The 26,435-nt window shown below is 71.7% G+C and carries 25 protein-coding genes; 11 read left to right on the forward strand and 14 right to left on the reverse strand.

What is annotated here, in order from left to right; genetic code table 11:
• Window positions 1-9: 9 nt before the first annotated feature.
• The 3 genes from C892_RS0105540 to C892_RS0105550 form a co-directional block, all read right to left on the reverse strand.
• Window positions 10-1,131, reverse strand: a complete 1,122-nt coding sequence (locus C892_RS0105540; protein ID WP_017556417.1) for a chaplin family protein — start codon at window positions 1,129-1,131, stop codon at window positions 10-12.
• 537 nt (window positions 1,132-1,668) lie between these two features.
• Entirely contained in the window at window positions 1,669-3,117 is a 1,449-nt protein-coding gene (locus tag C892_RS0105545) for a catalase (RefSeq protein ID WP_017556418.1), read from the reverse strand.
• An 82-nt stretch (window positions 3,118-3,199) separates the two neighbouring features.
• Window positions 3,200-3,655: a Fur family transcriptional regulator gene (locus C892_RS0105550; protein ID WP_051060482.1), complete on the reverse strand. Its 456-nt coding sequence runs from the start codon at window positions 3,653-3,655 to the stop codon at window positions 3,200-3,202.
• 311 nt (window positions 3,656-3,966) lie between these two features.
• Here C892_RS0105550 and C892_RS0105555 point away from each other — a divergent pair, with 311 nt between their 5' ends.
• A complete protein-coding gene (locus C892_RS0105555; protein ID WP_017556420.1) occupies window positions 3,967-5,052 on the forward strand; it encodes a CapA family protein in 1,086 nt (361 codons plus the stop codon).
• 35 nt (window positions 5,053-5,087) lie between these two features.
• On the opposite strand, the gene add is transcribed toward C892_RS0105555, so the two are convergent.
• Window positions 5,088-6,146 (reverse strand): adenosine deaminase, encoded by a 1,059-nt coding sequence (add, locus tag C892_RS0105560; protein WP_017556421.1) that lies wholly within the window; start codon window positions 6,144-6,146, stop codon window positions 5,088-5,090.
• A 586-nt stretch (window positions 6,147-6,732) separates the two neighbouring features.
• Here add and C892_RS0105565 point away from each other — a divergent pair.
• Window positions 6,733-8,115 (forward strand): choice-of-anchor A family protein, encoded by a 1,383-nt coding sequence (locus tag C892_RS0105565; protein WP_017556422.1) that lies wholly within the window; start codon window positions 6,733-6,735, stop codon window positions 8,113-8,115.
• Window positions 8,116-8,213: 98 nt separating this feature from the next.
• Here the strand turns inward: C892_RS0105565 and C892_RS0105570 are convergent, their stop codons facing one another.
• Window positions 8,214-8,828, reverse strand: coding sequence for a dihydrofolate reductase family protein (locus C892_RS0105570; RefSeq protein ID WP_017556423.1), 615 nt, complete (start codon window positions 8,826-8,828; stop codon window positions 8,214-8,216).
• Window positions 8,829-9,012: 184 nt separating this feature from the next.
• Here C892_RS0105570 and C892_RS0105575 point away from each other — a divergent pair, with 184 nt between their 5' ends.
• From C892_RS0105575 to C892_RS0105590, 4 genes are all read left to right on the forward strand, one after another.
• Window positions 9,013-9,609: a dihydrofolate reductase family protein gene (locus C892_RS0105575; RefSeq protein ID WP_017556424.1), complete on the forward strand. Its 597-nt coding sequence runs from the start codon at window positions 9,013-9,015 to the stop codon at window positions 9,607-9,609.
• A gap of 234 nt (window positions 9,610-9,843) precedes the next feature.
• Window positions 9,844-11,019: a hypothetical protein gene (locus C892_RS0105580; RefSeq protein ID WP_017556425.1), complete on the forward strand. Its 1,176-nt coding sequence runs from the start codon at window positions 9,844-9,846 to the stop codon at window positions 11,017-11,019.
• A 73-nt stretch (window positions 11,020-11,092) separates the two neighbouring features.
• A complete protein-coding gene (locus C892_RS0105585; RefSeq protein WP_017556426.1) occupies window positions 11,093-11,320 on the forward strand; it encodes a hypothetical protein in 228 nt (75 codons plus the stop codon).
• A complete protein-coding gene (locus tag C892_RS0105590; RefSeq protein ID WP_017556427.1) occupies window positions 11,317-12,510 on the forward strand; it encodes an iron-containing alcohol dehydrogenase in 1,194 nt (397 codons plus the stop codon). Before C892_RS0105585 ends, C892_RS0105590 begins: the two co-directional genes overlap by 4 nt.
• A gap of 48 nt (window positions 12,511-12,558) precedes the next feature.
• Here C892_RS0105590 and C892_RS0105595 read toward each other — a convergent pair whose 3' ends face one another.
• The 5 genes from C892_RS0105595 to C892_RS0105615 all read right to left on the reverse strand — a co-directional run bounded on the left by C892_RS0105595 (window position 12,559) and on the right by C892_RS0105615 (window position 16,815).
• Entirely contained in the window at window positions 12,559-13,503 is a 945-nt protein-coding gene (locus C892_RS0105595; RefSeq protein ID WP_017556428.1) for a fatty acid desaturase family protein, read from the reverse strand.
• Window positions 13,504-13,835: 332 nt separating this feature from the next.
• On the reverse strand, window positions 13,836-14,483 hold the full coding sequence (locus C892_RS0105600) for a dihydrofolate reductase family protein (RefSeq protein ID WP_017556429.1): 648 nt from the start codon (window positions 14,481-14,483) through the stop codon (window positions 13,836-13,838).
• 124 nt (window positions 14,484-14,607) lie between these two features.
• A complete protein-coding gene (locus tag C892_RS0105605) occupies window positions 14,608-15,612 on the reverse strand; it encodes a protein-L-isoaspartate O-methyltransferase family protein (protein ID WP_017556430.1) in 1,005 nt (334 codons plus the stop codon).
• Between the two features lie 150 nt (window positions 15,613-15,762).
• Window positions 15,763-15,954 carry a DUF397 domain-containing protein gene (locus tag C892_RS0105610; protein ID WP_017556431.1) on the reverse strand — a complete coding sequence of 64 codons (192 nt, stop codon included), beginning with the start codon at window positions 15,952-15,954 and terminating at the stop codon, window positions 15,763-15,765.
• 27 nt (window positions 15,955-15,981) lie between these two features.
• Window positions 15,982-16,815 (reverse strand): helix-turn-helix domain-containing protein, encoded by an 834-nt coding sequence (locus C892_RS0105615; protein ID WP_017556432.1) that lies wholly within the window; start codon window positions 16,813-16,815, stop codon window positions 15,982-15,984.
• Window positions 16,816-17,007: 192 nt separating this feature from the next.
• Between C892_RS0105615 and C892_RS0105620 the strand changes: the two genes are divergently transcribed.
• Together C892_RS0105620 and C892_RS0105625 are read left to right on the forward strand one after the other, a co-directional pair.
• Window positions 17,008-17,523 carry an ATP-binding protein gene (locus C892_RS0105620; RefSeq protein ID WP_017556433.1) on the forward strand — a complete coding sequence of 172 codons (516 nt, stop codon included), beginning with the start codon at window positions 17,008-17,010 and terminating at the stop codon, window positions 17,521-17,523.
• Between the two features lie 784 nt (window positions 17,524-18,307).
• Window positions 18,308-18,622 carry a nucleoside triphosphate pyrophosphohydrolase gene (locus C892_RS0105625; protein WP_239647270.1) on the forward strand — a complete coding sequence of 105 codons (315 nt, stop codon included), beginning with the start codon at window positions 18,308-18,310 and terminating at the stop codon, window positions 18,620-18,622.
• 226 nt (window positions 18,623-18,848) lie between these two features.
• Here the strand turns inward: C892_RS0105625 and C892_RS0105630 are convergent, their stop codons facing one another.
• Together C892_RS0105630 and C892_RS0105635 are read right to left on the reverse strand one after the other, a co-directional pair.
• A complete protein-coding gene (locus C892_RS0105630) occupies window positions 18,849-20,447 on the reverse strand; it encodes an aldehyde dehydrogenase (NADP(+)) (RefSeq protein WP_275041810.1) in 1,599 nt (532 codons plus the stop codon).
• A complete protein-coding gene (locus C892_RS0105635; protein ID WP_017556435.1) occupies window positions 20,411-21,799 on the reverse strand; it encodes a GH1 family beta-glucosidase in 1,389 nt (462 codons plus the stop codon). Before C892_RS0105635 ends, C892_RS0105630 begins: the two co-directional genes overlap by 37 nt.
• Before the next feature lie 232 nt (window positions 21,800-22,031).
• On the opposite strand from C892_RS0105635, the gene C892_RS0105640 reads away from it, so the two are divergent.
• Together C892_RS0105640 and C892_RS0105645 are read left to right on the forward strand one after the other, a co-directional pair.
• Window positions 22,032-22,598: a TetR/AcrR family transcriptional regulator gene (locus C892_RS0105640; protein ID WP_017539786.1), complete on the forward strand. Its 567-nt coding sequence runs from the start codon at window positions 22,032-22,034 to the stop codon at window positions 22,596-22,598.
• A 16-nt stretch (window positions 22,599-22,614) separates the two neighbouring features.
• On the forward strand, window positions 22,615-23,490 hold the full coding sequence (locus C892_RS0105645) for an alpha/beta hydrolase family protein (protein ID WP_017556436.1): 876 nt from the start codon (window positions 22,615-22,617) through the stop codon (window positions 23,488-23,490).
• A gap of 33 nt (window positions 23,491-23,523) precedes the next feature.
• Here C892_RS0105645 and C892_RS0105650 read toward each other — a convergent pair whose 3' ends face one another.
• Window positions 23,524-24,156 (reverse strand): VOC family protein, encoded by a 633-nt coding sequence (locus C892_RS0105650; RefSeq protein ID WP_017556437.1) that lies wholly within the window; start codon window positions 24,154-24,156, stop codon window positions 23,524-23,526.
• 118 nt (window positions 24,157-24,274) lie between these two features.
• Window positions 24,275-25,654 carry an FAD-dependent oxidoreductase gene (locus C892_RS0105655; protein ID WP_026124151.1) on the reverse strand — a complete coding sequence of 460 codons (1,380 nt, stop codon included), beginning with the start codon at window positions 25,652-25,654 and terminating at the stop codon, window positions 24,275-24,277.
• Between the two features lie 125 nt (window positions 25,655-25,779).
• On the opposite strand from C892_RS0105655, the gene C892_RS0105660 reads away from it, so the two are divergent.
• Complete coding sequence (locus tag C892_RS0105660) at window positions 25,780-26,406, forward strand: HD domain-containing protein (protein ID WP_026124152.1); 627 nt, start codon at window positions 25,780-25,782, stop codon at window positions 26,404-26,406.
• Window positions 26,407-26,435: the final 29 nt, after the last annotated feature.

A 26,435-nucleotide genomic window follows, 5' to 3' on the forward strand; every position in this document is an offset into this window, starting at 1 on the left:
CCTGCGCCTCTACTCCGCGGCGTGCGCGGCGGCCGCCCGGCGCTTCTTGCGGGCCAGCGCCATCGCGCCCGCGCCGGCGCCGACGGCCGCGACCGCCGCGGCCACCATTCCGCCCAGCGCGGTACCGGTCACGGGCAGCAGGTCGTCCTCCTCGGCCGCGGCCTTCTTCTCGTCGCCGCCGTCCTGGCCGCCGCCGGTCGAGGAGTCGTCCTCGCCGCCCTCGCCCTTGTCGTCGTCCTTGCCGCCGTCGCCGCCGTCGTCCTTCTGCTCGTCCTTGTCGTCGTCCTTCCCGCCGTCGCCGCCGTCGCCGCCGTCGGAGCCGTCGTCCCCGTCGGAGCCGTCGCCGCCGTCGGAACCGTCGTCCCCGTCGGAACCGTCGCCGCCGTCGCCGCCGTCCTCGTGGCCGACCTTCTCCATGCACTCGGCCTTGGCCACGCCCAGGACGGACACGGCGTTGCCGCAGATCTCCACGGCCGCGTCGACGGGGATGTTGATCTGGTTGCCCGAGGCCACGCCGCCGGACCCGTCGGTCTCCGGCGCGTCCTCGTTGTCGGGCGAGGAGGTGATGTAGTTGATCACGGTGGTGCACTCGGACTCGGAGGTGCCCAGCACCGCCACCGAGTTCCCGCAGACGCTGATCGCGGCGTCGACGGGGATGTTGATCTGGTTTCCGGAGGCCACGCCGCCCGAGCCGTCGGTCTTCGGGCTCGCGGAGCCGTCGGACTCCTCGGCGAGTTCCTTCACGACCTTGGTGCAGTCCGCCTTGGAGACGCCGCCGACCGCGGCCGAGTTGCCGCACACGTCCAGAGCGGCGTCCACCGGGATGTTGATCTGGTTGCCCGAGGCCACGCCCCCCGAGCCGTCGGTCTTCGGGCTCGCGGAGCCTTCGTCGCTCGCGGCGTAGAGGGTCTTGGAGACCTCGGTGCACTGCGCCTTGGAGATGCCCAGCACCGACAGCGCGTTGCCGCAGATGTCCGCCTCGACGTCGGCGGGGACGTTGATCTGGTTGCCCGAGGCCACGCCGCCGGAGCCGTCGGTCACGGGGTCGGCCCACGCGGCGGCGAACGGAGCGCCGGCGAAGCCGGCGGTCAGCAGGGCGAGGGTGGTCGTGGTGGTCAGCCGCTTGCGCATATCGAGGGATGGCCTTTCACGATTAACTACACAGAGTGAACAATCCATGCCGCAGTGCACTCGGGAGCGGGTGCGGTGAACCGCCGACACGACGGGGCTCCGCGGTGCGTTCGGGGTGCGCCCCGGGGTGCGGGGCGAATGCGGAGCCGTGAACGGCGGGCTGGTCCGCCCGTTCCGTTGCCAGGCAACGCTAGAGGAGGCGCCCTGCGCTCGCCGGGGCTTTTCAGAAAATCACGAGGTTGCCGTGTGTGCACACCGTATGTCCGTTACTACTCTGAGCAACAATACGCAGGACACGGGGGCGGTTTTCGGCTCACGCGAAAGCGGGAACGCGCCCTGTTTTTTACCTCGCCGTTTCCTGCGCACCTCCCGCACCGAGACGGACGATTCCGACAGGAAGCATCTCTTCTCCATTTTCCCGCGAAACACGAAAATGCCCCGGAACGCGGACGAAGTCCGCGCTCCGGGGCGTGCCCTGCCGGTCCAGGTGCAGGGTCGGACCGACCGGGAGCGGTGGGCCGGCGGGGCCGGCCGGGGTCAGGACTGCACGCCCAGGCCCTTGGCGACTCCGGCGCCCAGGTCGGGGTGGACGTTGGTCCAGTACTCGACCACGCGCTTCTTCATGTCGTCGGTGACCTCGGGGGCCGAGGCGTGGCCGACGATGTTGCCCACCATGTTGGTGCGCTCGGACTCGGTGAGGACCTTCTCCCACAGCGTCCGGGCCTGGGAGAAGTCGTCGTCCTCCTTGTGCAGCTCATAGGCCGAGCGGACCATCTCGCCGCCGACCTCGAAGCCCTCGGCCGCGTACAGCTCCGGGGCCTCGGTCGGGCCGCCGGCGGTGTTCGGGGCGTACACCGGGTCCGCCTGGTTCTGGTAGGTCATCGGGCCGTCGAGGTTGTAGCTGCGGACCGGCGAGACCGGGGCGTTGACCGGCAGCTGGTTGTAGTTCGGGCCGATGCGGTAGCGGTGGGTGTCCGGGTAGGAGAACAGGCGGCCCTGCAGCATCTTGTCGGGGCTCATGGCGATGCCCGGGACGAGGTTGCTGGGCTCGAACGCGGCCTGCTCGATCTCGGCGAAGTAGTTCTTCGGGTTCCGGTTCAGGGTGAACTTCCCGACCGTGATCTCGGGGTAGTCCTCGTGCGGCCACACCTTGGTCAGGTCGAAGGGGTTGAACCGGTAGTCCTTCGCGTCCTCGAAGGGCATGACCTGGACCTTGACGGTCCACGAGGGGTTGTCCCCGCGCTCGATGGCCTGCCACAGGTCGCGGCGGTGGAAGTCGGGGTCCTCGGCCTCGAGGCGCTTGGCCTCCTCGGCGGTGAGGTTCTCCACGCCCTGGTCGGACCTGAAGTGGTACTTCACCCAGAACCGCTCGCCGGCCTCGTTGTACCACATGAAGGTGTGGCTGCCGTAGCCGTGCATGTGCCGCCAGGTGCGCGGCGTCCCGCGGTCGGTCATCAGGAACGAGACCTGGTGCGCCGACTCGGGGTTGAGGGTCCAGAAGTCCCACTGCATGTTGTTGTCGCGCAGCTGGTTGTCGGCGCGGCGCTTCTGCGAGTGGATGAAGTCCGAGAACTTCGAGGGGTCGCGGATGAAGAAGATCGGCGTGTTGTTGCCGACGATGTCGTAGTTGCCGTGCTCGGTGTAGAACTTGATCGCGAAACCGCGCGGGTCGCGGGCGGTGTCGGCGCTGCCCAGCTCACCGGCGACGGTGGAGAAGCGCAGGAGCAGCGGGGTCTTCTTGCCCTTCTGGAACAGGTCCGCCTTGGTGTACTTGCTGACGTCCTCGGTGACCTCCAGCTCACCGAAGGCGCCGCCGCCCTTGGCGTGCACGACCCGCTCGGGCACCCGCTCGCGGTTGAAGTGGGCCATCTTCTGGATCAGGAAGTGGTCCTGGAGCAGCAGCGGGCCGTTGGGGCCCACCGACTGGGAGAGGCCGTCACTCGGGACCGGGTGGCCGGCATCGTCCGTGCTGTAGGGAGCGGTCACTGCTCACACCTTTCGAAGTTCAACGTTGGCCTCGTTGGGGCGCGGGCGCCCCGTGGCCGGCCTCGGCGGAGGCCGGTGCGGATCACGCGGGAGGGCTCGCCCCCGCGTGCGCCCGCTCCGGGCTCGCGTCCTCCGCTCGGCACTTCGGACAGACGCCCCAGAACACCACCTCGGCCTCGTCGACCGCGTACCCCTGGGCGTCCGAGGGGGCCAGGCACGGGGCCTCGCCGACGGTGCAGTCGACGTCGGTGACCGCCCCGCAGGAGCGGCACACCAGGTGGTGGTGGTTGTCCCCGACGCGGACCTCGTAGCGGGCCGGGGAGCCGGCCGGCTCGATGTGCCGGAGCAGGCCGGCCCGGGTGAGCGCGTGCAGCGAGTCGTAGACCGCCTGGGTCGACACGTGGCCGACCCGTCCGCGCACGCCCGCGGCGACCCGCTCGGCGTGGAGGTGGTTCCCCTCGCGCACCACCTGAAGGATCGCCAGCCGCGCCGCGGTCACCCGCAGCCCGGCCGATCGGAGGCCCTTCGCGTCGTCCATGGCGGCCACTCTAGGACACAATCTGGAATAGATCAAGAAACTGACCCCATCCAGAGAGAACCGGGCGCGGGCCGCCCGAACAGCTACTGCCCAGGTAAGACGGTCACGGCCAACAGACCCTTGGATGAAGACTTGAACACGGTGTGACACAGACGGCAACGGTCTTATCACTGCGCGCATACGGTTCTCCCACACCACCGGTGGCCGCATCCGGACGTACACCCCGCCCCGACCGGAGCCGTCCCACCGGGCAGAGAACGACGGGCGCGGGACCCCGCCGCCCCGACCGACCCCCGAGGTGTGGACCGCCCATGAAGCGAACGACGGCAGCCGCTCTCCTCCTGTCCGCCTCGCTCGCCGCGTCGTGCAGCCCCGCGACCGGCGACCTGGAACGCGCCGAGGACGGCGACGGCAGCCCCTCTTCCGAACCCGAGCCCGAGCCGTCCAAGGAGCCCTACTCCATCGCATTCGGCGGCGACGTCCATTTCGAGGGGATGCTCCGCGGCCGCCTGGACTCCGATCCCGACACGGCGATGGGCCCGATCGCCGACACGCTCTCCGATGCGGACCTGGCGATGGTGAACCTGGAGACGGCCGTCACCGAGGGCGGGACCCCCGCGCCCGCCAAGCAGTTCCGGTTCCGGGCCCCGGCGACCGCCTTCGACGCCCTGGACGCCGCGGGCGTGGACGCGGCCACCGTCGCCAACAACCACGGCATGGACTACGGCGCCGACGGGCTGGAGGACACCCTCTCCAACGCCGAGGACGCCGACTTCCCCGTGGTGGGGGCGGGCCGCGACGAGGAGGAGGCCTACGCCCCGCACACCGTGGAGCTCGGCGGCGACACCGTCGCCCTGCTCGGCGCGACGGACGTGCTCGACGGGCACCTGATGGAGTCCTGGACCGCCGACGGCGACAAGCCGGGCCTGGCCTCCGCCAAGGCCGAGATGCGCGACCGGCTGCTGAGCGCCGTCTCCGACGCCGCTGAGGACGCGGACACCGTCGTGGTGTTCCTGCACTGGGGACTGGAGGGCGACCACTGCCCCCTCCCGCACGCCTCGGAACTGGCACGGGCCCTCATGGACGCGGGCGCCGACGCGATCGTGGGCGGGCATGCGCATGTGCTGTCCCCCGGCGGATACATGCCCGGCGGCTATGTCCACTACGGCCTGGGCAACTTCGTCTTCTACAACCACAGCGGACCGACGGCCCAGAGCGGGGTGCTCACCCTGAGGTTCCAGGACGGCAGGGTGATCGGCGACGAGTGGACACCCGCGCAACTGCAGGGCGGGGTGCCCGTTCCCTATGAGGGCGAGGCCGCCGACTCCGCCCTCTCCGAGTGGGAGGGCCTCAGGGGAGCGTGCCCTGTGGACCTGTCGGCCGTGCCTCCGGGGTGACGTGCTCCCGGAGCGATGGGCGACCGCGGGAGCGGTCAGGCCGTGTAGCGCGCGAGGACCTCGTCGATCTCCGCCTTGAGGCCGGTCTTTCGGGTGCCGTCCATAAAGGACGCGTCCACCCCGTTGCGTGCTAGGAGCGCGAGGGTCGGCAAGTCCAGTCCGAGCCGGTGGGCGGTCCGGTACTCCCCCGTGAGGTCGGTTCCGAACATCGGCGGGTCGTCGCTGTTGAGCGTGGCCAGCAGCCCTGCGTCGAGCATTCGGGGCAGGGGGTGGCCGGCGATGCTCTCGACAGCGCGCGTGCGCAGGTTCGAGGTGGGGGACACGTCGACCGGGACGCGCTCGTCGCGCAGGCGCGCCACCAGCTCCGGGTCCTCCATCGCCTGGATGCCGTGTCCGAGGCGCTCGGCCGCCAGGTCGTCGAGCGCCTCGCGGACGCGCTCGACGCCGCCGACCTCGCCGGCGTGGGGCAGGCTGCGCAGCCCGGCCTTGCGCGCGCCGGCGAACAGGTCGGCGAAGGGGGTCCGCGGGACCTCGATCCCGCCGACGCCGAACCCGATGACACTGTCCGGGCCGTGGGCGAGCACGGCGTCGAGGGTCTCCTCCCCGCTCTCCACCCCGTAGTCGCCGGGGAAGTCGGGGATCCACCGCAGCTCGATGCCGTGCTCGCGGGCGGCCCGCACGCGTGCGCGCTCGATGCCGGAGAAGACCGTGCGCGCGTCGACGCCCCGCATCAGGTGCGCGTAGAGGCTGACGTGGACCTCGGCATAGCGCACGTTCTGCGCGGCGAGCGTGTCGGCGACGTCGCCGGCCAGCAGCGCGAAGTCGTCCTCGCTGCGCAGGGTCGCCACGGAGGCCAGGTAGACGTCGATGAAGTGCGGGAAGTCGGTGAAGGCGTACCAGTCGCGGACCGCTTCCAGCGTGCCGGGGATGCCCTCGACCCCGTTGCGGCGGGCGAGGTCGAACAGGGTCGCGGGCCGCATGGAGCCTTCGAGGTGCACGTGGAGTTCGACCTTGGGCAGGTCGCGGATGAAGGCCTCGGCAGGACCGGGGAGGGGCGCGAAGGGGCGGTGGGCGTCGGGGGTGTGCGTCTCCATGCGGGAACGGTACGCCCGGGTCCGCGGGCTTCCAACGGCGACGGGGCGTTCTTGACGGGGGTTCGTCAGGAGGGTCGGCGGACGCGGCCCTCGGGCGCCGCGGACACGTACCCCTGGGCGGCGGCCGCGGCCGCGTGACCCGATGTTTCACGTCGAACACGGCGCGCGCACCGGGGCAGGGGCACACGTCCGCGCTACGGCCCGGCGTCGCGGCGTCGCGGCGTCGCCGAACCGCCGGGAAGGGCGCCCGGTTCGTCGGACTTGGTGGCATCCGTCCGGACTCGATAAGGTCGACCCGAATTAGGAAGGAACCTTGCCCGTTTCTCGGGGCAGGGCCTTCCCGAGTGGGGCCGCGCGGCGTCGGTGCCCGCGATCGCTCCCGGCCCCGCGGCCGCACCGGGGCGGCCGGGCCGCTTCCCCCGCGTGAGGGCCGAGCCGCCGCCGACCGACGCCGAACGGGCCGAAGGGCGCACCGTCGGAGGGGTGCGCGGCGGCACCGCCGCCCCGGCCTACACCGGCCCGCACCGTCCGCATCGCACGCGGGGACCGCACGGTCCGCGCGCTCGACCGAGCGTCTGAGGAAGACATGACCTTCAAGCAGTTCGCGTCCTGGGGCACGGGAACGCTGGCCGTCTCGACGGCCCTGCTCCTGGCCGGGAGCGGGGCGGCGACGGCGGCGCCCGCGACGGCGCAGCCCGCACCGGAGTGCCCCGCCGACGGCGGGATGCCCGGGATCGGCAACGAGCCGACGTTCACCGACAACAACGTCGCGCTCTTCGCCGGCGGGGACTACACCGCCACCGGCGGCTCGGCGGAGGCCGAGGGCCTCCTCGTGGTCAAGGGCGACGCCGAGTTCGACAAGGCGTCCGGCGGCGTCTACAACGTCGGACGCGTCGGCGTCGGCTCGGGCATCCACCCCACGCCCGGCCAGGCCATGCTCACGGTCGGCGGCGACATGGCCGTCGGCGAGGGGACGACCGTCGACGTCGGGCACGCCGTCTCCTCCGGTTCCGGCAGCGGCGGGGCCGTCCGGGTCGGCGGGGCGCTCGACGAGCGCGGCACCCTGGAGACGAACGGCGGCGACCTGCGGACCGGGATCGGCGCGCAGGAGGCGCTGGGGCCCTTCCACGGGTTCGCGGCGACGCTGTCCTCACAGTCCGGCGAGCTGGGCGCGCTGGAGCCGACCGGGACGGCCGAGCGCAGCGGCGCCCGGGTCACCTTCACCAGCACGGGCGGGGGAGGCCTCCAGGTCTTCGAGATCGCCGCCGCCGACCTCGACGGCGCCTCGGAGTTCGTCTTCGGCGCCTCCCTCCCCGAGGACGCGGCGGTCCTGGTCAACGTCGAGGGCGGCGACGCCGTCTCCATCGACCCGCTGTACACCTCCTACAAGGGCGAGCGCGTCGACGGGTACGGGTCCGCGCTGTTCGGCGAGGCCGCCTCGCGCATCCTGTACAACTTCACCGACGCGCCTTCGGTGAGCCTCGGCAGCGGCGGCTCCTTCATGGGCTCGGTCCTGGCCCCGGAGGCCTCGGCGGACATCACCGCCAGCACCAACGGCCGCCTGTACTTCGGCGGCGACGTCACCACGCACGGCTCCGGCAACGAGAGCCACAACTACCCGTGGACCGGTGCGCCGGAGTTCGACTGCGAGCCCGGGACCCCGACCCCGGAGGAGCCGGACGGCTCCGAGGAGCCGAACGAGCCCGAGCCGACGGAGCCCGGCGAGACCGAGGAGCCGGAGACCCCCGACGAGACCGGGGAGCCGAACGAGCCGGGCGAGCCGAGCACGCCCGCCGAGCCGGGGAACCCGGACGAGCAGAACAAGCCGGACGGTTCCGAGGGGTCGGACTCCGACGGCGGCCTGCCCGTCACCGGGTCCGACCTGGGCCTTCTGGTGGCCGGCGCGGTCGCGCTGATCGGCGCCGGCGGCGCGGCCCTGGTCGCCGCCCGTAAGCGGCGGAAGGCCTGACTCCCACACTCCGCAGAGGCCGGTGGGAATGCAGGAACGGGGCCGCCCCGGGACACGTCCCGGGGCGGCCCTCTGCGTCTCCAGGACCGGGTCTCCTCCTACTTGCCGACCCGGTAGGTGACGTGCACCGCGCGCGGCGTCTGCACGACCTCTTCGGCCTCAAGGGGGATCGGGCCGGTACCGAGGTGCTCGAAGAGCGGGGTCCCGCCTCCGAGAAGCACCGGGGCGATGTGGACGCGGAGCCGGTCGGCGAGCCCCGCACCGACCGCCTGGGCGCACACGCTCGCTCCGCCCATGACCACGACGTTCTTCCTGTCGGCGGCGACCCGTGCCTGCGCGACGGCGTCGGCGATGCCTGAGGTGACGAAGGTGAAGTCCCCTGAAAGGCGCCGGGTCTCGGGCGCCTTACGGGTGACGACGAAGTACGGCGGCTGGGAGGACTGGTCGCGCTCGCCCCCGTATCCCAGATCGCCGTGCCATCCGTTGGGCCCATCGACGAAATCGAACAGGCGCCGCCCCATGACGACCGCACCAGTGGCGGCGGCCTCGTCCAACAGAGCCGCGTCGGCCTCGGTGCGCTCGGACATCGCCCACTCGTGCAGGACCTCGCCGCCGCGCCCCAGACCATGCTCCATGTCGGGCCCGGGAGCGGTGACGTACCCCTCCAAGGACATGGAGATGTCCACGACGACTCTGCTCGTCCCAGCGCTCATCGGCCGTACCTCCTCAGGTCGGTTCCGCCCGCTCCGGGCGGTCTCCCCCTAAGGACCCGCAGGGGCGGCCCCCCTCATCGGCGCTGCACGGCACCGCCCGCCGAGGCTTTGCCCGGAAGAGCGATGACTTTTCCCCCGCGCCGCCGTCATCATTGGCGACACCTCAACGAGAAGGGCAAGCCCCATGCGCATCCTCGTCATCGAATTCATCAGCCTCGACGGAGTGGTCCAGGCCCCCGGCGGCCCCAAGGAGGACACCGACGGCGGCTTCGCCCACGGCGGGTGGACCTTCGACTTCTTCGACCCTGAGATCGTCGGCGGTGCCTTCGACAGGGCGCTGGAGAACGCCGACGCACTCCTCTACGGGCGCCGCACCTGGCAGACCATGGCGTCCGCCTGGCCAGGGCGCGCCGGCGACCCGTTCGCCGACACGATGAACGCGATCAAGAAGTTCGTCGTGACCGAGACCCTGAACGACTCCGACCTGACCTGGAACAACACCACCCGCATCCCCGGGTCGGAGGCACTGGCCCACATCCGCAAGCTCCGCGAGTCCGACGGCGGCGACCTGGTCGTCATGGGCAGCCCCACCCTCGCACGCGCCCTGATCAGCGAGGACCTGGTCGACGAGCTGCGGCTGCTGCAGATGCCGGTGGTGCTCGGCGGCGGCAAGAGCGTCTTCCCCGAGGACGGAGGCCTGCGGAAGTTCGAACTGGTGTCGACCACCCACAACGACAAGGGCACCGTGGCGAACACCTACCGCCGCTCCGCCGAGAAGTAGCGGACCGGAACGCGGGAAGGGGAGGGTGCGATGATCGGCCGGCCGCGCCGCCCCTTCCTGCCGGACGGAACGGACCCGGTGGGCCCCGCGGGCGATGCCTTAGCGATATTTCCACTATGAGGCGTTTGACCCCTATTTATATTGCAATGTTATACAACGGGCCCTTGTTGCGCCCGGGCAGGAGATGACGAAACTGTCCCGACCTGCGGACACCGCGTTGGGACAGGAGCACACATGACGGACAAGAACGGCCTCCTCTTCCTCGGCTACGACGCCTCGTGCATCGACTGCTCCAATATCGCCCGCTCCATCCGGCGCGAGGCGGGCGCACATATCGAGGTCGTATCACTGCGCTCCCCGCGAATGCGGGAATGGCGCAGCAGAGCGCTCGGCGACGGCGCGCCGTGGGCCCCCACCCTGGTCCGGGTCGGAACCGAAGGCGACGAGACCGTCGAGGCGTGGGTCGGCTGGCAGATCGCGCCCGTCCTGGCACGCCACCTCGACGCCGGGACGACCTGGCGCATCCTCGGCGCGCTGGGCGGGAACGCTCTGAGCAACACCAGGGCCAAGACGTCCCGACTCAGCCGCAGCGCCTTCCTGCGCGGTGCGGTGGGCTCCTTCGTCGGGCTGGGGATGCTCATGAAGACGGGAAGCGCCGCCGCGGCCGACACCGGTCCGCGCGCCTCGATGACCGACGCCGACTCCGGCGACGTCCGGCGGCTCGGCGGTGACCGCCTGGCCGAGGCCGTCCGGCGGGGACTGAAGACGAGGGACTTCGGCAACGTGGCCGAGACCCGCTCCGTGGTGGGACCGCGCGCGGCCGCCCCCGCCTCGATCGACGAGGTTCCGGTCCGCGAGGCCGACGAGGCCACCGGCCGGACGGCCCCGCCCGCCGGAGAGCTCGAGGCCTACGGGGTCGAGATCGACCGCGGCGACGGCATCACCGAGACCGGCGTCCTGCTCTACCAGCACGAGCAGAACGTGCTCGTGCACGTCCGCATGCTCAACGAACCCGTGGACGGCGTGCAGACCCAGGTGCACCGCCTCCACGTCGAGCACGGCTCCACCGACGACCATCCGAGGCTCTCCACGGTGGCGCACAGCGTCAACGGCGACGTCCCCTCCCCCGTGGAGGACAACGACCTCAACGTGCTCAACGACGACCCCTGTGGAGGCTGCAACCTCTCATGCGGACCGGCCAACACGTGCGGCGAGAAGCACCTCACCAGCCAGTGCAACTGGGAGGCGACCTGGCAGTGCGTCCTCGGTCTGGGCGGGTGCGCGCTGTGCGCCGGGTGCAGCGGGTGGTTCATGTGCATCGGGTGCGCGATCACCGCGTGCCCCACGGCGGTCGACGCCTGCTGCACCTCGTCCGACCAGGTCTGCGCGACCTGCGTGTACCCGACCTGACCCCGCCCCGCGCCTCCCGCCGCAGATGCGGGCACCGCAGCGAACCCACCGCAACCGTCCCTGAGGAGGCGGCATGGAACTCTCTACTCTCGCGGCCCGCGTATGGCGGAAGCGCGAGTACGCGGTCGCACTGAGCGGCGTCATCCTCATCGCCATCGGGCTGAGCGGACTGGGCGGCCCGGAGCCCGGGTGGGCCTGGTACCCGCTCGTCGGGGGCGGCGTCCTCCTCGTCGGGGTGCTGGCCAAGCTCGCCTGGAACGCCCGCCGAACGGCGCACCAGGGGCGGAACGGCCCCTCGTGACGGCCGCGAACCCTGCCGGTGCCGCCTCGGAGGACCAGACACGCGTCCTGGCCGCCGGCGCCGGCGCGCAGACCGGGCGCCGGTGCACGCTCCTCGGCACCCGTGCCCTGGTCGTGGGCGACACGGGGACGGCCGAGGCCACCGACCACCTGCGGCGCACGGTGGAAGGCGTCCGCGAGGCCGGCGTACAGGTGGACACCGCGGTCCTCCCGCCGGAGGAACCGGCCACGGTCGCCGGGGCCCGGACCGTCCACGACCGGATGCGCCGGTGCGGCGCCGAGGTGCTCGTGGCCGTGGGCGGGGGCTCCGTCATCGACTCGGCGAAGCTCGCGCGCACCGCCTTCCACGAGCCCTGGGTGCTCGACCGCGCGCTGTGGCACCGGCCGAGCGGCCTGTTCGCGCTCCGCGAGCCGCGGCCGTGCCGCACCCGGCCGCCGCTGGTCGCCGTGCCCACCCGGCCGGGGTCGGCCGCGGAGGTCACCGACCGTGTCGCCGTGGCCCCCGAGGCCGGAACGTCCCGCCGGCTGCTGACCGGGGAGACGCTCCGCCCCAACGAGGCACTGATCGACCCGCTGTTCAGCGCCACCCTGTCCCGGTCCGACTGGTTCTCGTCGCTCGCCGAGATCCTGTTCCGCGTCCTGGGCCCGTTCCTGATCACGCAGGACAGCACGGACGAGATCGACCGTGCGGCCGCCGCCTGGGTCGACGAACTGCTCGGCATCGGCGTCCACCTCGCCGGGGGTGACGCGCCGACCGCACGGCAGCGCCTACGCGTGGCCGAGATCAGCGTGGCGACGGCCACCGGCGACCACGTCCGCCGCTGGGCTCCGAGGATGGCGGCGTGGTGGTGCGTGCAGAACACCGTCGCGGCCCGCACGGGGTTCGCCAAGGGGCGGCTCAGCGCTCTCGCACTGCCGACGCTCTTGGAGCTCGCGGCCTCCGGAGAGCCCGCTTTCGGCCTTCCTGAACGGCTGGAGGCACTGCGCAGCCGCACGGCGGCCGTTGAGGAACGGCTCGAGCACGTGTGCAGAGCGGCTCAGGAGGCCGGCGGGCTTCGGGGGCGGTCGTACCCGGACGAGGAGCTGGTCTCGTGGGGCCGGGAGGTTCACCGGCTCTGGCGCCACCACCCGCACGTCGCGGCCCTCGGGCCCGGCGGCGTCGTGGAGCTGCTGCGGCGGGTCGGCTTCTGACCGGTCCGCCCCCGCCCGGCGGCGGGGGCGTCCTCCGGACGGTGCCGCTCAGACGGCCTTGCGCAAGGGGGCGCCTGCGCGGTGGAGGTGGGCCATCGCCTCCACATGGGAGCGGAGGAAGCCGGTCTCGTGGTAGGAGATGCCGTTCTCCTCGCAGTACTCCCGCACGATGGGCTGGGCACGGCGCAGGTTGGGGCTGGGCATGCTCGGGAAGAGGTGGTGCTCGATCTGGTAGTTCAGACCGCCCAGCGCGATGTCGGTGAACCAGCCGCCCCGGACGTTGCGCGAGGTCAGCACCTGCTTGCGGAGGAAGTCGAGCTTCTGGCCCTTCTTGAGGGTGGGCATGCCCTTGTGGTTGGGCGCGAAGATGCAGCCGAGGTAGACCCCGAACAGGCCCTGCTGGACCAGGATGAACACGACCGCCTTGACCGGGTCGAGCACCGTGAACACGGCCGCCAGGTAGAGCACGAAGTGCGCGCCGAGCAGCACCGCCTCGGTCCCCCGGCGCTTGGTCGTCGGGCGGAACAGCGCGCGCACACTGCCCACGTGCAGGTTGAAGCCCTCCAGCAGGAGGAGCGGGTAGAAGAGGAAGGCCTGTGAGCGGCCGATGAGGCGGGGAATCCGGGAGGCGGCGCGCGCCTGGTCCTGCGACCAGACGAAGACCTCGGGCTGGACGTCGGGGTCCAGGTCCTCGTGGTTGGGGTTGGCGTGGTGGCGGGTGTGCTTGTCCTGCCACCAGCCGTACCCCAGGCCGATGCCGAGGTTGCCGACGATGCGGCCGACGGCCTCGCTCGGACGCCTCTTGGCGAAGATCTGCCGGTGCGCGAGCTCATGCGCGACCAGTCCGACCTGTCCGAACACCGCCGCGAGGACGACCGCGGTCCCCAGTTGCCACCAGGTGTCGCCGAGCAGCGCGAACGCGGCCCATGCCGCGGCATAGGCGGCACCGATCAGGCTCAGCCGGACGGCGAAGTACCGCGGCGTGCGCTCCATCAGTCCGGCCTGCTCGATCCGTCGAGAGAGCCGGGCGAAGTCGCTGCCCCTCCGTTGCCCTCCTTCCCTCGGCTCCGATTCCGTCCTGGTCACGGACATGGCCTGTTCCCCCGTCTTCGGATGTTCTCCTCATGACATGACAAACCTAGGCGGAAGAGGGGGTCAGGCGATATGGCGCGCACACGCCGATTCGCAGGGGTGCAGGGTCCACCACGACGTCAGGACGTTCGTACCTGAGTAGGGGTACGTCGGCCCCCCACTCGGCTACCGGCGCCGCCCTCGCCCCACGGCTGCGGCGGGAGCGTCGGCCCGTGGGGGCGCCGGCGGGTGCGTCACTTGCGCCAGAAGAGGTGGTGGACCACCCCGCTCGGGCTGGGGACGACCTCCAGGTGGAAGCGGTCGCGCAGCTCGTCGGGGGACTCCCACAGGCGCAGGCCGGACCCGAGCTTCACCGGCGCGACCGCGATGTGCATGGTGTCGACGAGGTCGGCGTCCAGGAACTCCCGGACGGTGGTGACGCCGCCGCCCAGCCGGACGTCCTTGCCCTGCGCCGCCTCCTTCGCCTGCTCCAGGACGGTCGCCGGGTCTCCGCCGACGAAGTGGAACGTGGTGTCGGAGAGGGTGAAGGAGGGGCGCGGGTGGTGGGTCATGACGAACACCGGGGTACGGAACGGGGGCTCGTCCCCCCACCAGCCCTGCCACTCGTGGTCCTCCCAGGGGCCGCGCTGGGGGCCGAACTTGTTGCGCCCCATGATCTCGGCGCCGATGTTCCGGGAGAAGTCCCGGGTGAAGTAGTCGTCGAGGCCCCGGGTGCCGCCGGGGTCGGTCCGGTTGGGCCAACTCGCCGTGGCCCCGGCCCAGGCGAAGAGCGCCTGCGGGTCGATGTCGCTTCCGAAGGGCTTGTCCAGGCTCTGGTCCTCACCGGCGGCGACGCCGTCACTGGTGACGGTGAAGTTCTGGACCTTCAGGAGCTGCGGCATGGGTTCCTCCCCGTGGTTCCGGTGACAGTGGTGGGACTGGTCTTGGGACTGCCCCGGAGAAGGAAACTCATCGCCGCTCCGAGCCTCCGGACCCGCACAAGAACGGTTGTCGGCCCGCGGCGATTCAACGAACCGCCGCCTGCCACCCGTCTTCCACGGCCACGGCCTCGACGGAGAGGGCCTCCGTCTCCGGCATTCCTGCTCGCTTCCACTCGTCCAGGAGGCCGCGCAGACGTTTCAACGCAGGTGAATCGGGGGCGTCGGCCATGACCCGGGCATCCGGGAGCACCCCCAGCACAGCGATGTGGCCGCCGTCGACGACCCCGTATCCGACCCGGTTCCCCACTCCGGCGGAGACGAGGCCCTCCGGATTGCGGGCGATGAGCCACGTGCGCACATGGTCGGTGGTCGGCCAGTCCAGGCCCTCCTCAGCCTCATACAGGGAGGAGTGGACGAGGGTGTCGAGCAGCTCGGCGGCCTGTTCGGGTCGGTCGTGCAGCCATGGCGCCGAAAGGTAGGCGTCGGCCCCGGTGTCACGCGCTGCGGCATCGTCGGCTTCGAAGCGCTCGTTGTACGGCTCGGCCATGCGAACGTACGCGCCCCGGTGCAGGCGCAGGTCGGTGGGGCGCCCCTTCGCCGCGGTGAAGGAGACCATCGCCGTCGAGTAGGTCATGGCCGCCATCGCGAGGGGGTGAAGGACGCGGCCGCCTTCCACCGTCTGCCGGACCCACGTCCGGGGGATGCGGTCGGGGGTGGTCCACGCGACGATGCGGTCGAACGGCGCGTGCTCGGGTGCACCGACGATCCCGTCGCCGCTGATGGAGACGATGCCGGTGTAACCGGCCTCCCGGTGCAGCACGTCGGCACGCTCGACGAGCCGGCCGCGGATGTCCATGCTGACCACGGCCCCGTGGGGCCCGACGAGCTCGGCCAGGAGCGCAGCGGACATCCCCGACCCGGTCCCGATCTCCAGGACGCGCATCCCCGGCCGCACATCGAGCACGCGGAGATGCCGAGCGATGACGCCGACAGGGGTCGTGTGGTCGACCGCGCGCCCGTCCCGACCGCGGTAATGGGCCTCGTCCACGGCTTCCACGGCAGCGTCGACGGCATCGCAGGGGTGAGCCATCCCGGTTCCTCCATCGGAGTCAGATACGAATCGCGGCGTGCAAGGGGCGACGACCGATGCCGAGCATGCTCACGATCGGCCGAGGAGCGGCCGTCCTCGCAGACGGCCGCACCGGCGACGGAGTGCAGGGGAGGAAGGAGGTGGGGGGAGTCAGAAGGTGTCCCGCTTGGCGGCGTCGATGAACGCCCGCCACTCGGGGGAGTCGAAGAGCAGGGCGCCGAGGCCGCGGTGCTTCGTGTCGCGCACGGCGCTGGCACCAGGAGAGTCGGTGACCTCGACGCAGTGGTTGCTGTTGGCATTGGTGTAACTGGACGTGCGCCACACAGCGGTGGTCAGGTCCATCGGTGGTCCTCGCTTCGCTGATTCCACTCAGGCCAAGTCGGACAGGAGTCCGGCGGAGTCCTCGACCGACAAGGCGGTGGCTTGGATGCGGTCGAAGACCAGCTTATGGCGGGCGATCTCGTCCTCCGCTTCGATGTAGAAGCCGTCTCCCGGAGACTCGATGTAGACGACCGTGTCGGTTCCTCCCTCGAAGCCGAGAATGACGAACGGCACCGTTCCCCCGGCATGTGCGCCGGCATCGAAGGGAAGCACCTGGATATTGATGTTGCGCCGCTTGGTCAGCTCGTAGAGGTGAGCGATCTGCCGCTTCATCACCTCGGGCCCACCGACGAGGCGTCGGAGAGCCGCCTCATCGATGATGCTCCAGATCGCCGGGGGCGCATCCCTGTCCAGGACCGCACTCTGGCGTTCCACCCGGAAGTCGATCCGCTGCGCTGCTTCTTCTTCCGTGACGTCCGCTGACCGGGCCATGAGTGCCGCGATGTACTCCCGTGTCTGGAACCAGCCCGGAATCAAGCCGATTGTGAAGTCCTGGATGTGGGTCGCCTCGGCCTCAAGACTGACGAACGGCCCTGGGAAGACTTCCTTATAGCGGAACCACCATGGCTTGTGCTTACGCGACTGGAGCGCGATGTCGACCAGTTCGCGTGTTGCGTCTTCGCTCGCCCCGTACAGCTTGCACAAGGCCATGACGTCAGCCGAGTTGATCCGCTGGAAGCGTCCCGCTTCGATGCGAAGGATCTTCTGCCGGTCCCACCCCATCTCGTGCGAGACGGCGTGCTGCGACAGACCGGCCGCCGTGCGCAGCTTCTTGAGCTGGATGATCAGGTGCCGACGCCTTACCGGCATCGAGTTCGACATCGCGCCTCTCCGAGCTGGTACGCCAGGTGCAGCGATCATAACGACCTTCCGGCCACCCAAACTTCTCATTCGAGCATATTGCGACTGAGTTTAAATCCGGCTGTTGTATTTTCCGGCTTACATGAGCATGCTGAAGCTCACTGGTCGTACCGACGTCGCCACCGGCGGCGCACGAAACCCGTGGGGGCTTCCATGTCCGCCTCATCCCGCGCTCCGCACCCGCCCGCCTTCCGCCCCGTCCGGTGGGAGCCGCGCATCTACCCCGGAACGCTCTGCCAGGCCGCGCGCGTGCGCGCCCACGTGCGCACCGACCTCAAGGGCTTCCCCGAGGAGGCCGTGGCCACCGTCGAGCTGTGCTGCTCCGAACTCTTCGCCAACGCCGTGGCCTACACCGCCTCCGGAGCCGAGGGCGGCGAGGTCGTCCGCCGCCTGAGCCTGCACCGCCCCGACACCCTCCGGCTGCAGGTCACCGACTCCGGATGGACCACCGCCCGGCCCGCCGTGCCCACCGACCGGACCGCCGACGACTGGGCCGAGGCCGAGGGCCGGCGCGGACTGCTCCTCATCGACTCCATCGCCCGCCGATGGGGCTACTTCCCCGTCCTGCCCCACCCCAGTTTCAACCTGGGCCTGTGCGTGTGGGCCGACCTGCCCGTCGACCCCGGCGGGGTTCCCCGCGGTTTGGAGGCCTTCATCTTCACTGGCTGAACCACCCATAGACCGCTGCGGCCGCCCCGGGAGGGAGAACACGGCGAGTCGACGAGTACGGCGCCGCGAGACGAGGGGGCGGCACCGCACTCCCCGGCCCGCCCACCACGAAAAGAAGGAGGGGCGGCCGCAGCACCCCTCACCCACAACGACCGGACCGAACGCAAGGAACCACCGGTGCCATGAACACCCCCCAGGCCCCCGCGACCGCCGCGACAGGGCCCACGACCCAGCCCAACCCGCACATCCGATCCGTCCTGGCCGCTCCCAAAGGCCGACGCTTCAACCGTGCCCGCCCCTACGCCCAGATGCGACCGCCCTCTGAACACAGGCCGTCCGCGCTCCTGCGCCTGCCCGCCCACGATCACGACGACGACCAGCGGCCCCTTCCGCCCTGGCTCGCCCGCCTCCAGAACGAACTCGGTCCCCAGGACCACGCAGAGCCTCATGCCGATCGCGTCTCCGTGAGGAGGGCTACTCCACCAGGGCTGCGAGACGCCCGACCTTCTCAAGCCCCTTCCGGTGCGCCCGCGAAGAAGAGGAAGCCCTCTTGGAGACAGCGCCTTCGGCGCTCCCGTCCTCATCTCCCGCAGTACACCTCCATCGAGAGCGCCCGCCAGGCCTGCACGGTCCTGGGGATGCTCGTCACCGCCTATCTCCTAGGCCTCCTGGGGTGATGGCGCCGGGGAACTCGGCAGGCGCATGTCAGCACCGCTCGGTAAGGTGCGGTCGACATATCGGTTCGGGGGCACCTGGGCCGGGGCGCTCTCAGATGGAGGCGTGGTTGCCGAAGAAGCTGGTCCGGGACCGCATCCCCGAGATCATCGCCGGTGACGGACTCACCCCCGTGATCACGGTCGCCGATCAGGGCGAGTACGAGCACGAGCTGCGAGCGAAGCTCGGCGAGGAGGTCTCCGAGTACTTGGAGGCCGACGAGTCGGCGGACGCCGTCGAAGAACTCGCCGATGTTCTGGAGGTGGTCCATGCCCTTGCACGGTTGCACGGCGTCGACGCCTCGGAGCTGGAACGGGTACGGCGGCAGAAGGCCGCTGACTGCGGAACGTTCGGGCAACGCCTGATCTGGCATGGGAATCGCTGACTCCCGAACCATCTGGCGGGAGCCATCGCCGCCGAGTGCGCTGCGGCATCCGTGGGGCCGCTCCAAAAGAAGCGCGGCCCTCCGTGCATCGATAGTGGTGGAATCGCCACTATCGGTGTCCTGGAGTGGTGAATTCACCACGATCGATCGCCGAGCCCCGGGCAATGGCCCCAGTGGCGAGCGCCGGGGGCGGGGAGGCCTCCCCGCCCCCGGCGCATGCGGCCGGCTACTCCGGGGCTCCGTCGAGCAGGCGGGGGATGTTCAGGGGGTTCTCGTCCTTCAGGGGCTCAGGGAGCAGGGCGTTCGGGACGCCCTGGTAGGCGACCGGGCGCAGGAAGCGGCGGATCGCCGTCGTCCCCACCGACGTGTGCAGGGACGTCGACGCCGGGTACGGCCCGCCGTGGTGCATCGCGTAGGTCACCGACACCCCCGTCGGCCACCCGTTCCACAGCACCCTCCCGGCGTGCTCGGCCAGCGACGCCAGCAGCCTCGGCGCGATCGCGTCCGTCTCCTCCCCCTGCACGGTGGAGGTGAGCTGCCCCTGGAGCCGCTCGGCGACCTCCAGCAGCCGCTCCTCGTCCTCGTAGGTCACCACCAGGGACGCCGGGCCGAAGCACTCCTCCAGCAGCCCCTCCGGGTCGGCCAGCAGGGCGTCGACGGTGGTCCGCAGCAGCGACGGCGTCCACCCCTCCGGCCCGTCCTCGCCCTCGACCAGGACCTCGACGTCGTCCCGGTCCCGCAGCCGCTCCAGGCCGGAGGCGAAGCCGGACGCCACCCGGTCGTTCAGCAGCTCCGCCGCCGCGCGCCCCCGGACGTCCGCCACCAGCGGGTCCAGCGGAGCGCCCGCCGGGACCAGCAGCACGCCCGGCTTGGTGCAGAACTGCCCCGCCCCCAGCGTGAACGACCCCCCGTAGCCCTCCAGGATCTCCCCGCCGCGCTCCCGCATCGCCGCCCGGGTGACGAACACCGGGTTCACGCTGCCCAGCTCGCCGTAGAACGGGATCGGGTCGGGCCGCGACGCCGCCAGGTCGAACAGCGCCCGCCCGCCCGGGATCGACCCGGTGAAGCCCACCGCCCGCGTCCGCGGGTGCAGCACCGCCCTGCGCCCCGTCTCCTGCCCGTACACCACCGCGAAGGCGCCCTCCGGCGCCCCCGACTTGGCGAGGGCCCCGCCCACGACCTCCCCGGTGCGGCGGGCCAGTCGCGGGTGCCCCGGGTGCGCCTTGACGACGACGGGGCACCCGGCCGCCAGCGCCGACGCGGTGTCGCCGCCCGCCGTGCTGAAGGCGAAGGGGAAGTTGCTCGCGCCGAACACCACCACCGGCCCCACCGGGACCAGCATCCGCCGCACGTCCGGCCGCGGCCCCATGCCCCACTGCCCGTCGGGCCGGTCGACCGCGGCCTCCAGGTAGCGCCCCTCCTCCACGTGGTCGGCGAACAGGCGCAGCTGGAAGGTGGTGCGCCCCAGCTCGTTCCGGCAGCGCGCCTCGGGCAGCCGGCTCTCCTCCATCGCGATGGGCACCAGCTCCTCGGCCGCCTCGTCGAGCGCGTCGGCGGCCGACCGCAGCACCGCGGCGCGGTCGGCCGGGCGCATCGCGGCGAAGTCCGGGGCCGCCGCGGCCGCCGCCTCCATCACCCGGTCGAGCGCGGCCTCGGTGGTGTCCTCGGGGATCCCCGTCATGACTGGTTCCTTCGGGTCGGGTTGCTCTGCTCGTACTGCTCGTGTCCCGCGTTGATCTCGGGGAAGTCGGGGTAATACCGGCCGGTACAAGCCCGGCTTCCCCGAGATCAACGCGGGGAGTCCCTGTTCTGGCCTGCGATCCACGCCCGGTACCAGGCGTAGGAGTCCTTGGGGGTGCGCTCCCCGGTGTCGAAGTCGACGTGCACCAAGCCGAAGCGCTGGGTGTAGCCCTCCGCCCACTCGAAGTTGTCCATGAGCGACCAGGCGAAGTAGCCCCGCGCGTCGATCCCGGAGGCGACGGCGTCCGCCAGCGCGCGCAGGTGCCCGTCCATGTAGGAGCAGCGCTCCGCGTCGGCGACGCGCCCCTCGTCGTCGGGGGCGTCGTCGCGGGAGCACCCGTTCTCGGTGATGAAGACCGGAGGGAGCCGGTCACCGTAGCTCCGGCGCAGTCCGGTCAGGAGGTCGTACAGCCCGCGGGGCACCACCGGCCAGCCGAACGCGGTGGTCGGCGTCCCCGGGTGGCGGTCGGTGTAGGGCGGCAGGGCGAACGGCAGTCCGCCGTCGTCCGGGCCGGGCGCCGCGACCACGGTCGGGTTGTAGTAGTTGACGCCCAGGGCGTCCACCGACCCTTCGATCTCGTCGAGGTCCCCGGGCAGGACCGCCTCCTCCAGAGGGCCCGCGCCTGCCGCCGCATAGGCCCCGAGGTCCGGATAGGCCCCCAACAGGATCGGGTCGAGGAACATGCGGTTGTGCAGGGCGTCGTAGGCGTCGGCCGCCGCCCTGTCCCCGTCGTCCTCGTCCCTCAGCGGCTCCACGGGCGTGAGGTTGTCGGTAAGCAGCACCCTGCGGCCCGCCTCCCGCAGCACCGCCGAAGCGCGCGCGTGCGCCAGCAGCTGGTGGTGCCCAGCGGGGAGCGCGCCGGTCATGAGCGCCTTTCCCGGAGCGTGCACACCGAACGCGTACCCCAGTGCCATGTGGATGAACGGTTCGTTGAGGGTGATCCACCGGAGGACGCGGTCGCCGAAGCGGTCCACCGCCACTTGGGCGTAGTCGGCGAACAGGTCCGCGGTCCGACGGGCGAGCCACCCTCCGCGCTCTTCGAGGGGCAGGGGGAGGTCCCAGTGGTACAGCGTGGGGACCGGCTCGATGCCCGCTTCGAGCAGGCCGTCGATGAGCCGGTCGTAGAAGTCCAACCCGGCCGTGCTCACTCGGCCGCGCCCCTCGGGAACGATCCGGGGCCAGGCCATGGAGAAACGGTAAGCGCTTACCCCGAGCCGCCGCAACAACTCCGTGTCCTCGGCCGAGCGGTGGTAGTGGTCGCAGGCGACGGCGCCGGTAGAGCCGTCGGCGATCCGGCCGGGCTCCTCGGCGAAGGCGTCCCAGACCGACCGGCCGCGCTCGTCGGCGCCCCCTTCGACCTGGTGGGAGGAGGTCGCCGCGCCCCACAGGAATCCGGGCGGGAACTCGGGGACCCCCTCGGGGACGCCTGCACTCACCGGACCACCCCTTCTACCAGCCCCGGGAGGGGGTGACACCCGCCCGGCGGGGCCGGATTCGGCCAATTCACCGTCCCCGCATTCGCAGGGCACGAACCCGGAATATTACGGGAACCATTTGATTCCGGAAAGGCATCATAGGGAGGTGATGACTACTTCCCGCAGTTCCATCGCCGTCGAGCCCGCGCTCGCCAGCGCCCCGCTGCGCCGACGGCCCGCACAGCAGCGGAGCATGGCCCGCGTCCAGCGCATGCTGGATGCCTGCGCCGAACTCCTGGACGAGGGCGGGTACGGCGGACTCTCCACCACGCGCATCGCCGAACGGGCCGGCGTCGCGATCGGCTCGGTCTACCAGTTCTTCCCGGACAAGAGGGCGATCACCCAGGCCCTGGTGCTGCGCTACCTGGACATGTTCAGCTCCCGCGTGGCCGACCGCCTCAAGAACGGGGGGTTCGATCACTGGAGCGAGGCCGTCGATGTCATCATCGACGAGTACCTGGACATGCACCGCACCGTCCCGGGCTTCCGCAGCCTGCACTTCGGCGACATCGTCGACGTCCGCCTGCTCGACACCTCCTCCGACAACAACGGCGTGATCGCCGCGCGCCTGCGCGAGCTGCTCACCACCGTGGCCGGGGCCGAGGAGGGCGAGCACCTGGACCGCGCCGTCACCGTCGCCGTGGAGGCCGCCGACGCGGTGCTCAAGCTGGCCTTCCGCGCCGACCCCGACGGCGACCCGGCGCTCATCGCCGAAGCGAAGCTCATGCTCCGCTGCTACCTGGGCCGGCACTTCGCCTGACACCGAGGAGCCCTCGTTGACGCACACCGAAACCGACGTCGGACCGGCGGCGGGCCCGGCACCGGGTCCGGTGACCGGGACCGCGGCCGGCGTCCCCTTCCTCGCGGTCCCGCCCGCGATCGGCGGCCCCCGCGCGCCGATGGTGCTGGCGCTGCACGCGTTCGAGCCGCCGCGCGGCGAGACGGCCCTGGCCGGGACGCTGCCGATGGCCTCGCTGCCGGCCTGGCGGATGTATCTGGGGCTGCCGCTGTTCGGCGCCCGCCTGCCCGAGGGCGGCGTGGCCGCCGTCAACGACCTGGGACGCGCCGACTACCTGCTGCGGCTGTACGCCCCGGTGGTGGAGCAGGCCTGCGCCGAACTGCACGCGGCCGCCGCCGAGCTGGCCGGGCGGTTCCCGGTGGTCGACGGCCCGGTGGGGCTGATGGGGGTGGGCGCCGGCGGCACGGCGGCGCTGCTGGCGCTGGCCGAGACCGACCTGCCGGTGGCCGCGGCGGGGGTGGTGAACCCGGTGACCGCGCCGCAGCGGGTGATCGCGGCGCGTGAGCGCCGGACCGGCGTCCCCTACGCCTGGAGCGAGCCGGCGCGCGACGCGGCGCTGCGGCTGGACGTGGCCGGGCGCGCCGCCGACATGGCGGCCCGCAGCCCCGTCCCGCCGGTGCTGGTGGTCAGCGGCGGCCAGGACGAGGTGGTGCCGCCGGACCACGGGCGCGGGCTCTGCTCGGCCCTCGCCCCGTACACCGGCCCCGACCGGGTGCGCCATGCGGTCGTGCCGGACCTGGCGCACACCCTGGGCCCTGAGCCCGGCCTCCAGCCCGGACCTCCCACCCCGGGCGGGGTGCTGGCCGACCGGGCCCTGACCGAGTGGTTCCACCGCCACCTGTCCGAGGGGTAGGCGCCGTCCGGGCGGCCGCGCACGGGGGAACCGTCACGGCCGGGGAGCGGCCGCGTCCTGCCAGACGAAGCCGTCCGGGTCGGTGAAGGCCCCGGCCCCGCTGTGGACCGTGATCCGGTGCGACCCGCCGCCGTCGGCGTCCACGCCGAGGTCCTTGGCGAGGGCCCGGCGCCGGTACAGCGCCAGGGTGAACACGCCGCCCTCCGCGTCGAACTCGGCGTAGGTCCGCCCGAAGCTCCTGGCCACCGGGAAGCCCTGCCCGGCGTAGAACCGCTTGCTCGCGGCCACGTCGGCGACGCCCAGCAGCAGCACGATGTCGTCGACCCGCCGGCTGACAGGGCCGGTGTTCTTCTTCGATGAGCTCGCGACCTTCCAGACCGCACCGTCCGGGGCCCGGACCACGCCTCCGTAGCCCCAGAAGGACTTGGCGGCGGGCTTGAGGACCTCGGCCCCCGCATCGACGGCGGCGCCGAGGAGGCTGTCGACGTCCGCGGGCTGGGACGCCCCGATGGACAGGGTGTACCCGCGAAAGCCCGAGGACGGCTCCTCAGAGAGCTGGACACGGACCTGGCCGCCCTCAAGGCCGAAGGCGTCCTTGTAGAAGCGCTCCGCGGCCGCGGGATCGGCCGCTCCCAGGGTGATGTACTCGATGTTCGCCATGGTCACAATGCTAGGTTCGGGCCCGTGACCGGCGCTTCTCGATTCCTGACCGCTTCGCCCTGCCCTCCCTGAGGCGGGGTCCGCAGCCGACCGCGGGGCCGTCTCCCCCGGTGTTCCGCACCCCTCAGTGGCCGATGCGTTCGGCCAACTTCCTGGCCGCGATCAGGACCGGGTCCCACACCGGGGAGAAGGGCGGGGCGTAGCCCAGGTCCATCCCGGCGACGTCCTCCACGTCCATCCCGTTCCAGAGCGCCGTGGCCAGCACGTCCACGCGCTTGCCGGAGTTCTCCCGTCCCACGATCTGTCCGCCCAGCAGGCGGCCGCTGCGGCGCTCGGCGAGGAGCTTGACCGTCATCCAGGTGGCCCCCGGGTAGTAGCCCGCGCGGGTCGTGGACTCCATGGTCACCTCCTCGAACGCGAACCCCGCCGCCTCGGCCTCGGCCTCGTTCAGGCCCGTGCGGGCCACCTCCAGGTCGCACACCTTCGTGATGGCGGTCCCCAGAACGCCCTCGAAGCGCGCATAGCCGCCGCCGATGTTGATGCCCGCCACACGCCCCTGCTTGTTGGCGTGCGTCCCGAGGGCGATCGCCACCGGCCTCCTGCTGATCCGGTGGAAGCTCTCCACGCAGTCCCCCGCGGCCCACACCCCTTCGTGCGAGGTGCGCATCCTGGCGTCCACGACGATGCCGCCCGTAGGGCCGATCTCCAGTCCGGCCTCCCGGGCGAGGTCGCTGCCGGGACGCACGCCCAGCCCCAGGACGACGATGTCGGCGGGGTAGGTCTTCTCCGGCGTCACGACCGCCGCGACCCGGCCTCCCTCGGCCTCGATGGCGCTCGCCCGCTCCCCGGTGCGCACGTCGATGCCCATCTCCGCCATCGCACCGTGCACCAGTGCGCCCATGTCGGGGTCGAGGGTGGACATCGGCTCGGCGCCCGACGTGATGACCGTCACCTCGAGCCCCCGCATGGCGAACGCCTCGGCCATCTCCAGGCCGATGTACCCGCCTCCTACGACCACCGCGCGCTTGGGCCGCCGCTCCTCCAGGTAGGCCGTGACCGCGATGCCGTCGTCCAGGGTCTGCACCCCGAACACGCCCTCGGTCTCGTCCCCGGGCAGGCCAGGGCGTACGGGGACGGCCCCGGTGGCCACCATCAGGTGGTCGAACGGCTCGGTGTACACGCGGCCGTCCGGGCCGACCGCCTCGGCCGTGCGCCGGTCCAGGTCCAGCGCGCGCACCTCGGTTCCGGTCCGCACGTCGATCGCCTGGTCCCGCCGGAAAGTCGCGGGGTCCCGGGCCACCAGGTCCTCGGGACCGGCTACGGTTTTCCCGACCAGGTAGGGGATGCCGCATGCGGAATAGGACGTGTGGGCGCCGCGCTCGAAGGCGATGACCTCCAGGCCGTCGGGACCGATCCGGCGGCGTGCCTGCGAGGCCGCGCTCATGCCCGCCGCGTCGCCTCCGACGACGAGGAGTCGTGTCCGTGCGTTCACCCGTCGCTCCATGCCGGCTCCCCCCGTGGTCTCCGCTACGTCAGCCCGCGCCCGTTCCATGGGACCATCCCGAGCGGCGCCGGGCGTCCGAGGCTATCCCCCGAGTCCATCCGACATCATCGAGGAGGGCGACTTACGTGACGGAACCGGCACCGGTGTTCGCCGGCGGGGTCGACCACGAACGGCTCACGTCCCAGCTCCGGTTCTTCCTGGAGACGGACAAGCTCAAGCGCATTCTGCGGCGGAACATGCTGGTCGACGGCTCCCGGAGGGAGAACGACGCCGAGCACTCCTGGCACCTGGCGCTCGCCGCCCGCGTGTTCGCCGAGTACGCGCCCGAGGGGGCCGACATCGACCGCGTCGTGGAGATGCTGGTGCTGCACGACATCGTGGAGATCGACGCCGGCGACACCTTCATCTTCGCCCCCGAGGAGCAGAGCACCCAGGCCGAGCGCGAGCGGGCCGCGGCCGACCGCATCTTCGCGCTGCTGCCCGAGGACCAGGCGCGGCACACCCGCGCCCTGTGGGACGAGTTCGAGGCCCGGCGCACCCCCGACGCCCGGTTCGCCAAGGCGATCGACCGCCTGGCGCCGATGCTGGCGAACTGGCACACCGAGGGCGGGACGTGGGTGCGCTACGGCGTGACGCGCGCTCAGGTGGCCGAGAAGGTCAAGATCATCGCCGAGGGGTCGGAGGCGCTGGGCTCCTACGCCTCGGCGCTGATCGACGACGCCGACCGGCGGGGGTACTTCTCCCGCGGGTGAGGCCCGGCCGGGGGAGGCGGGACCGCCGC

Origin of the sequence: Nocardiopsis baichengensis YIM 90130 (assembly GCF_000341205.1) — a bacterium.
Classification (GTDB): Bacteria; Actinomycetota; Actinomycetes; order Streptosporangiales; family Streptosporangiaceae; genus Nocardiopsis_A; species Nocardiopsis_A halophila.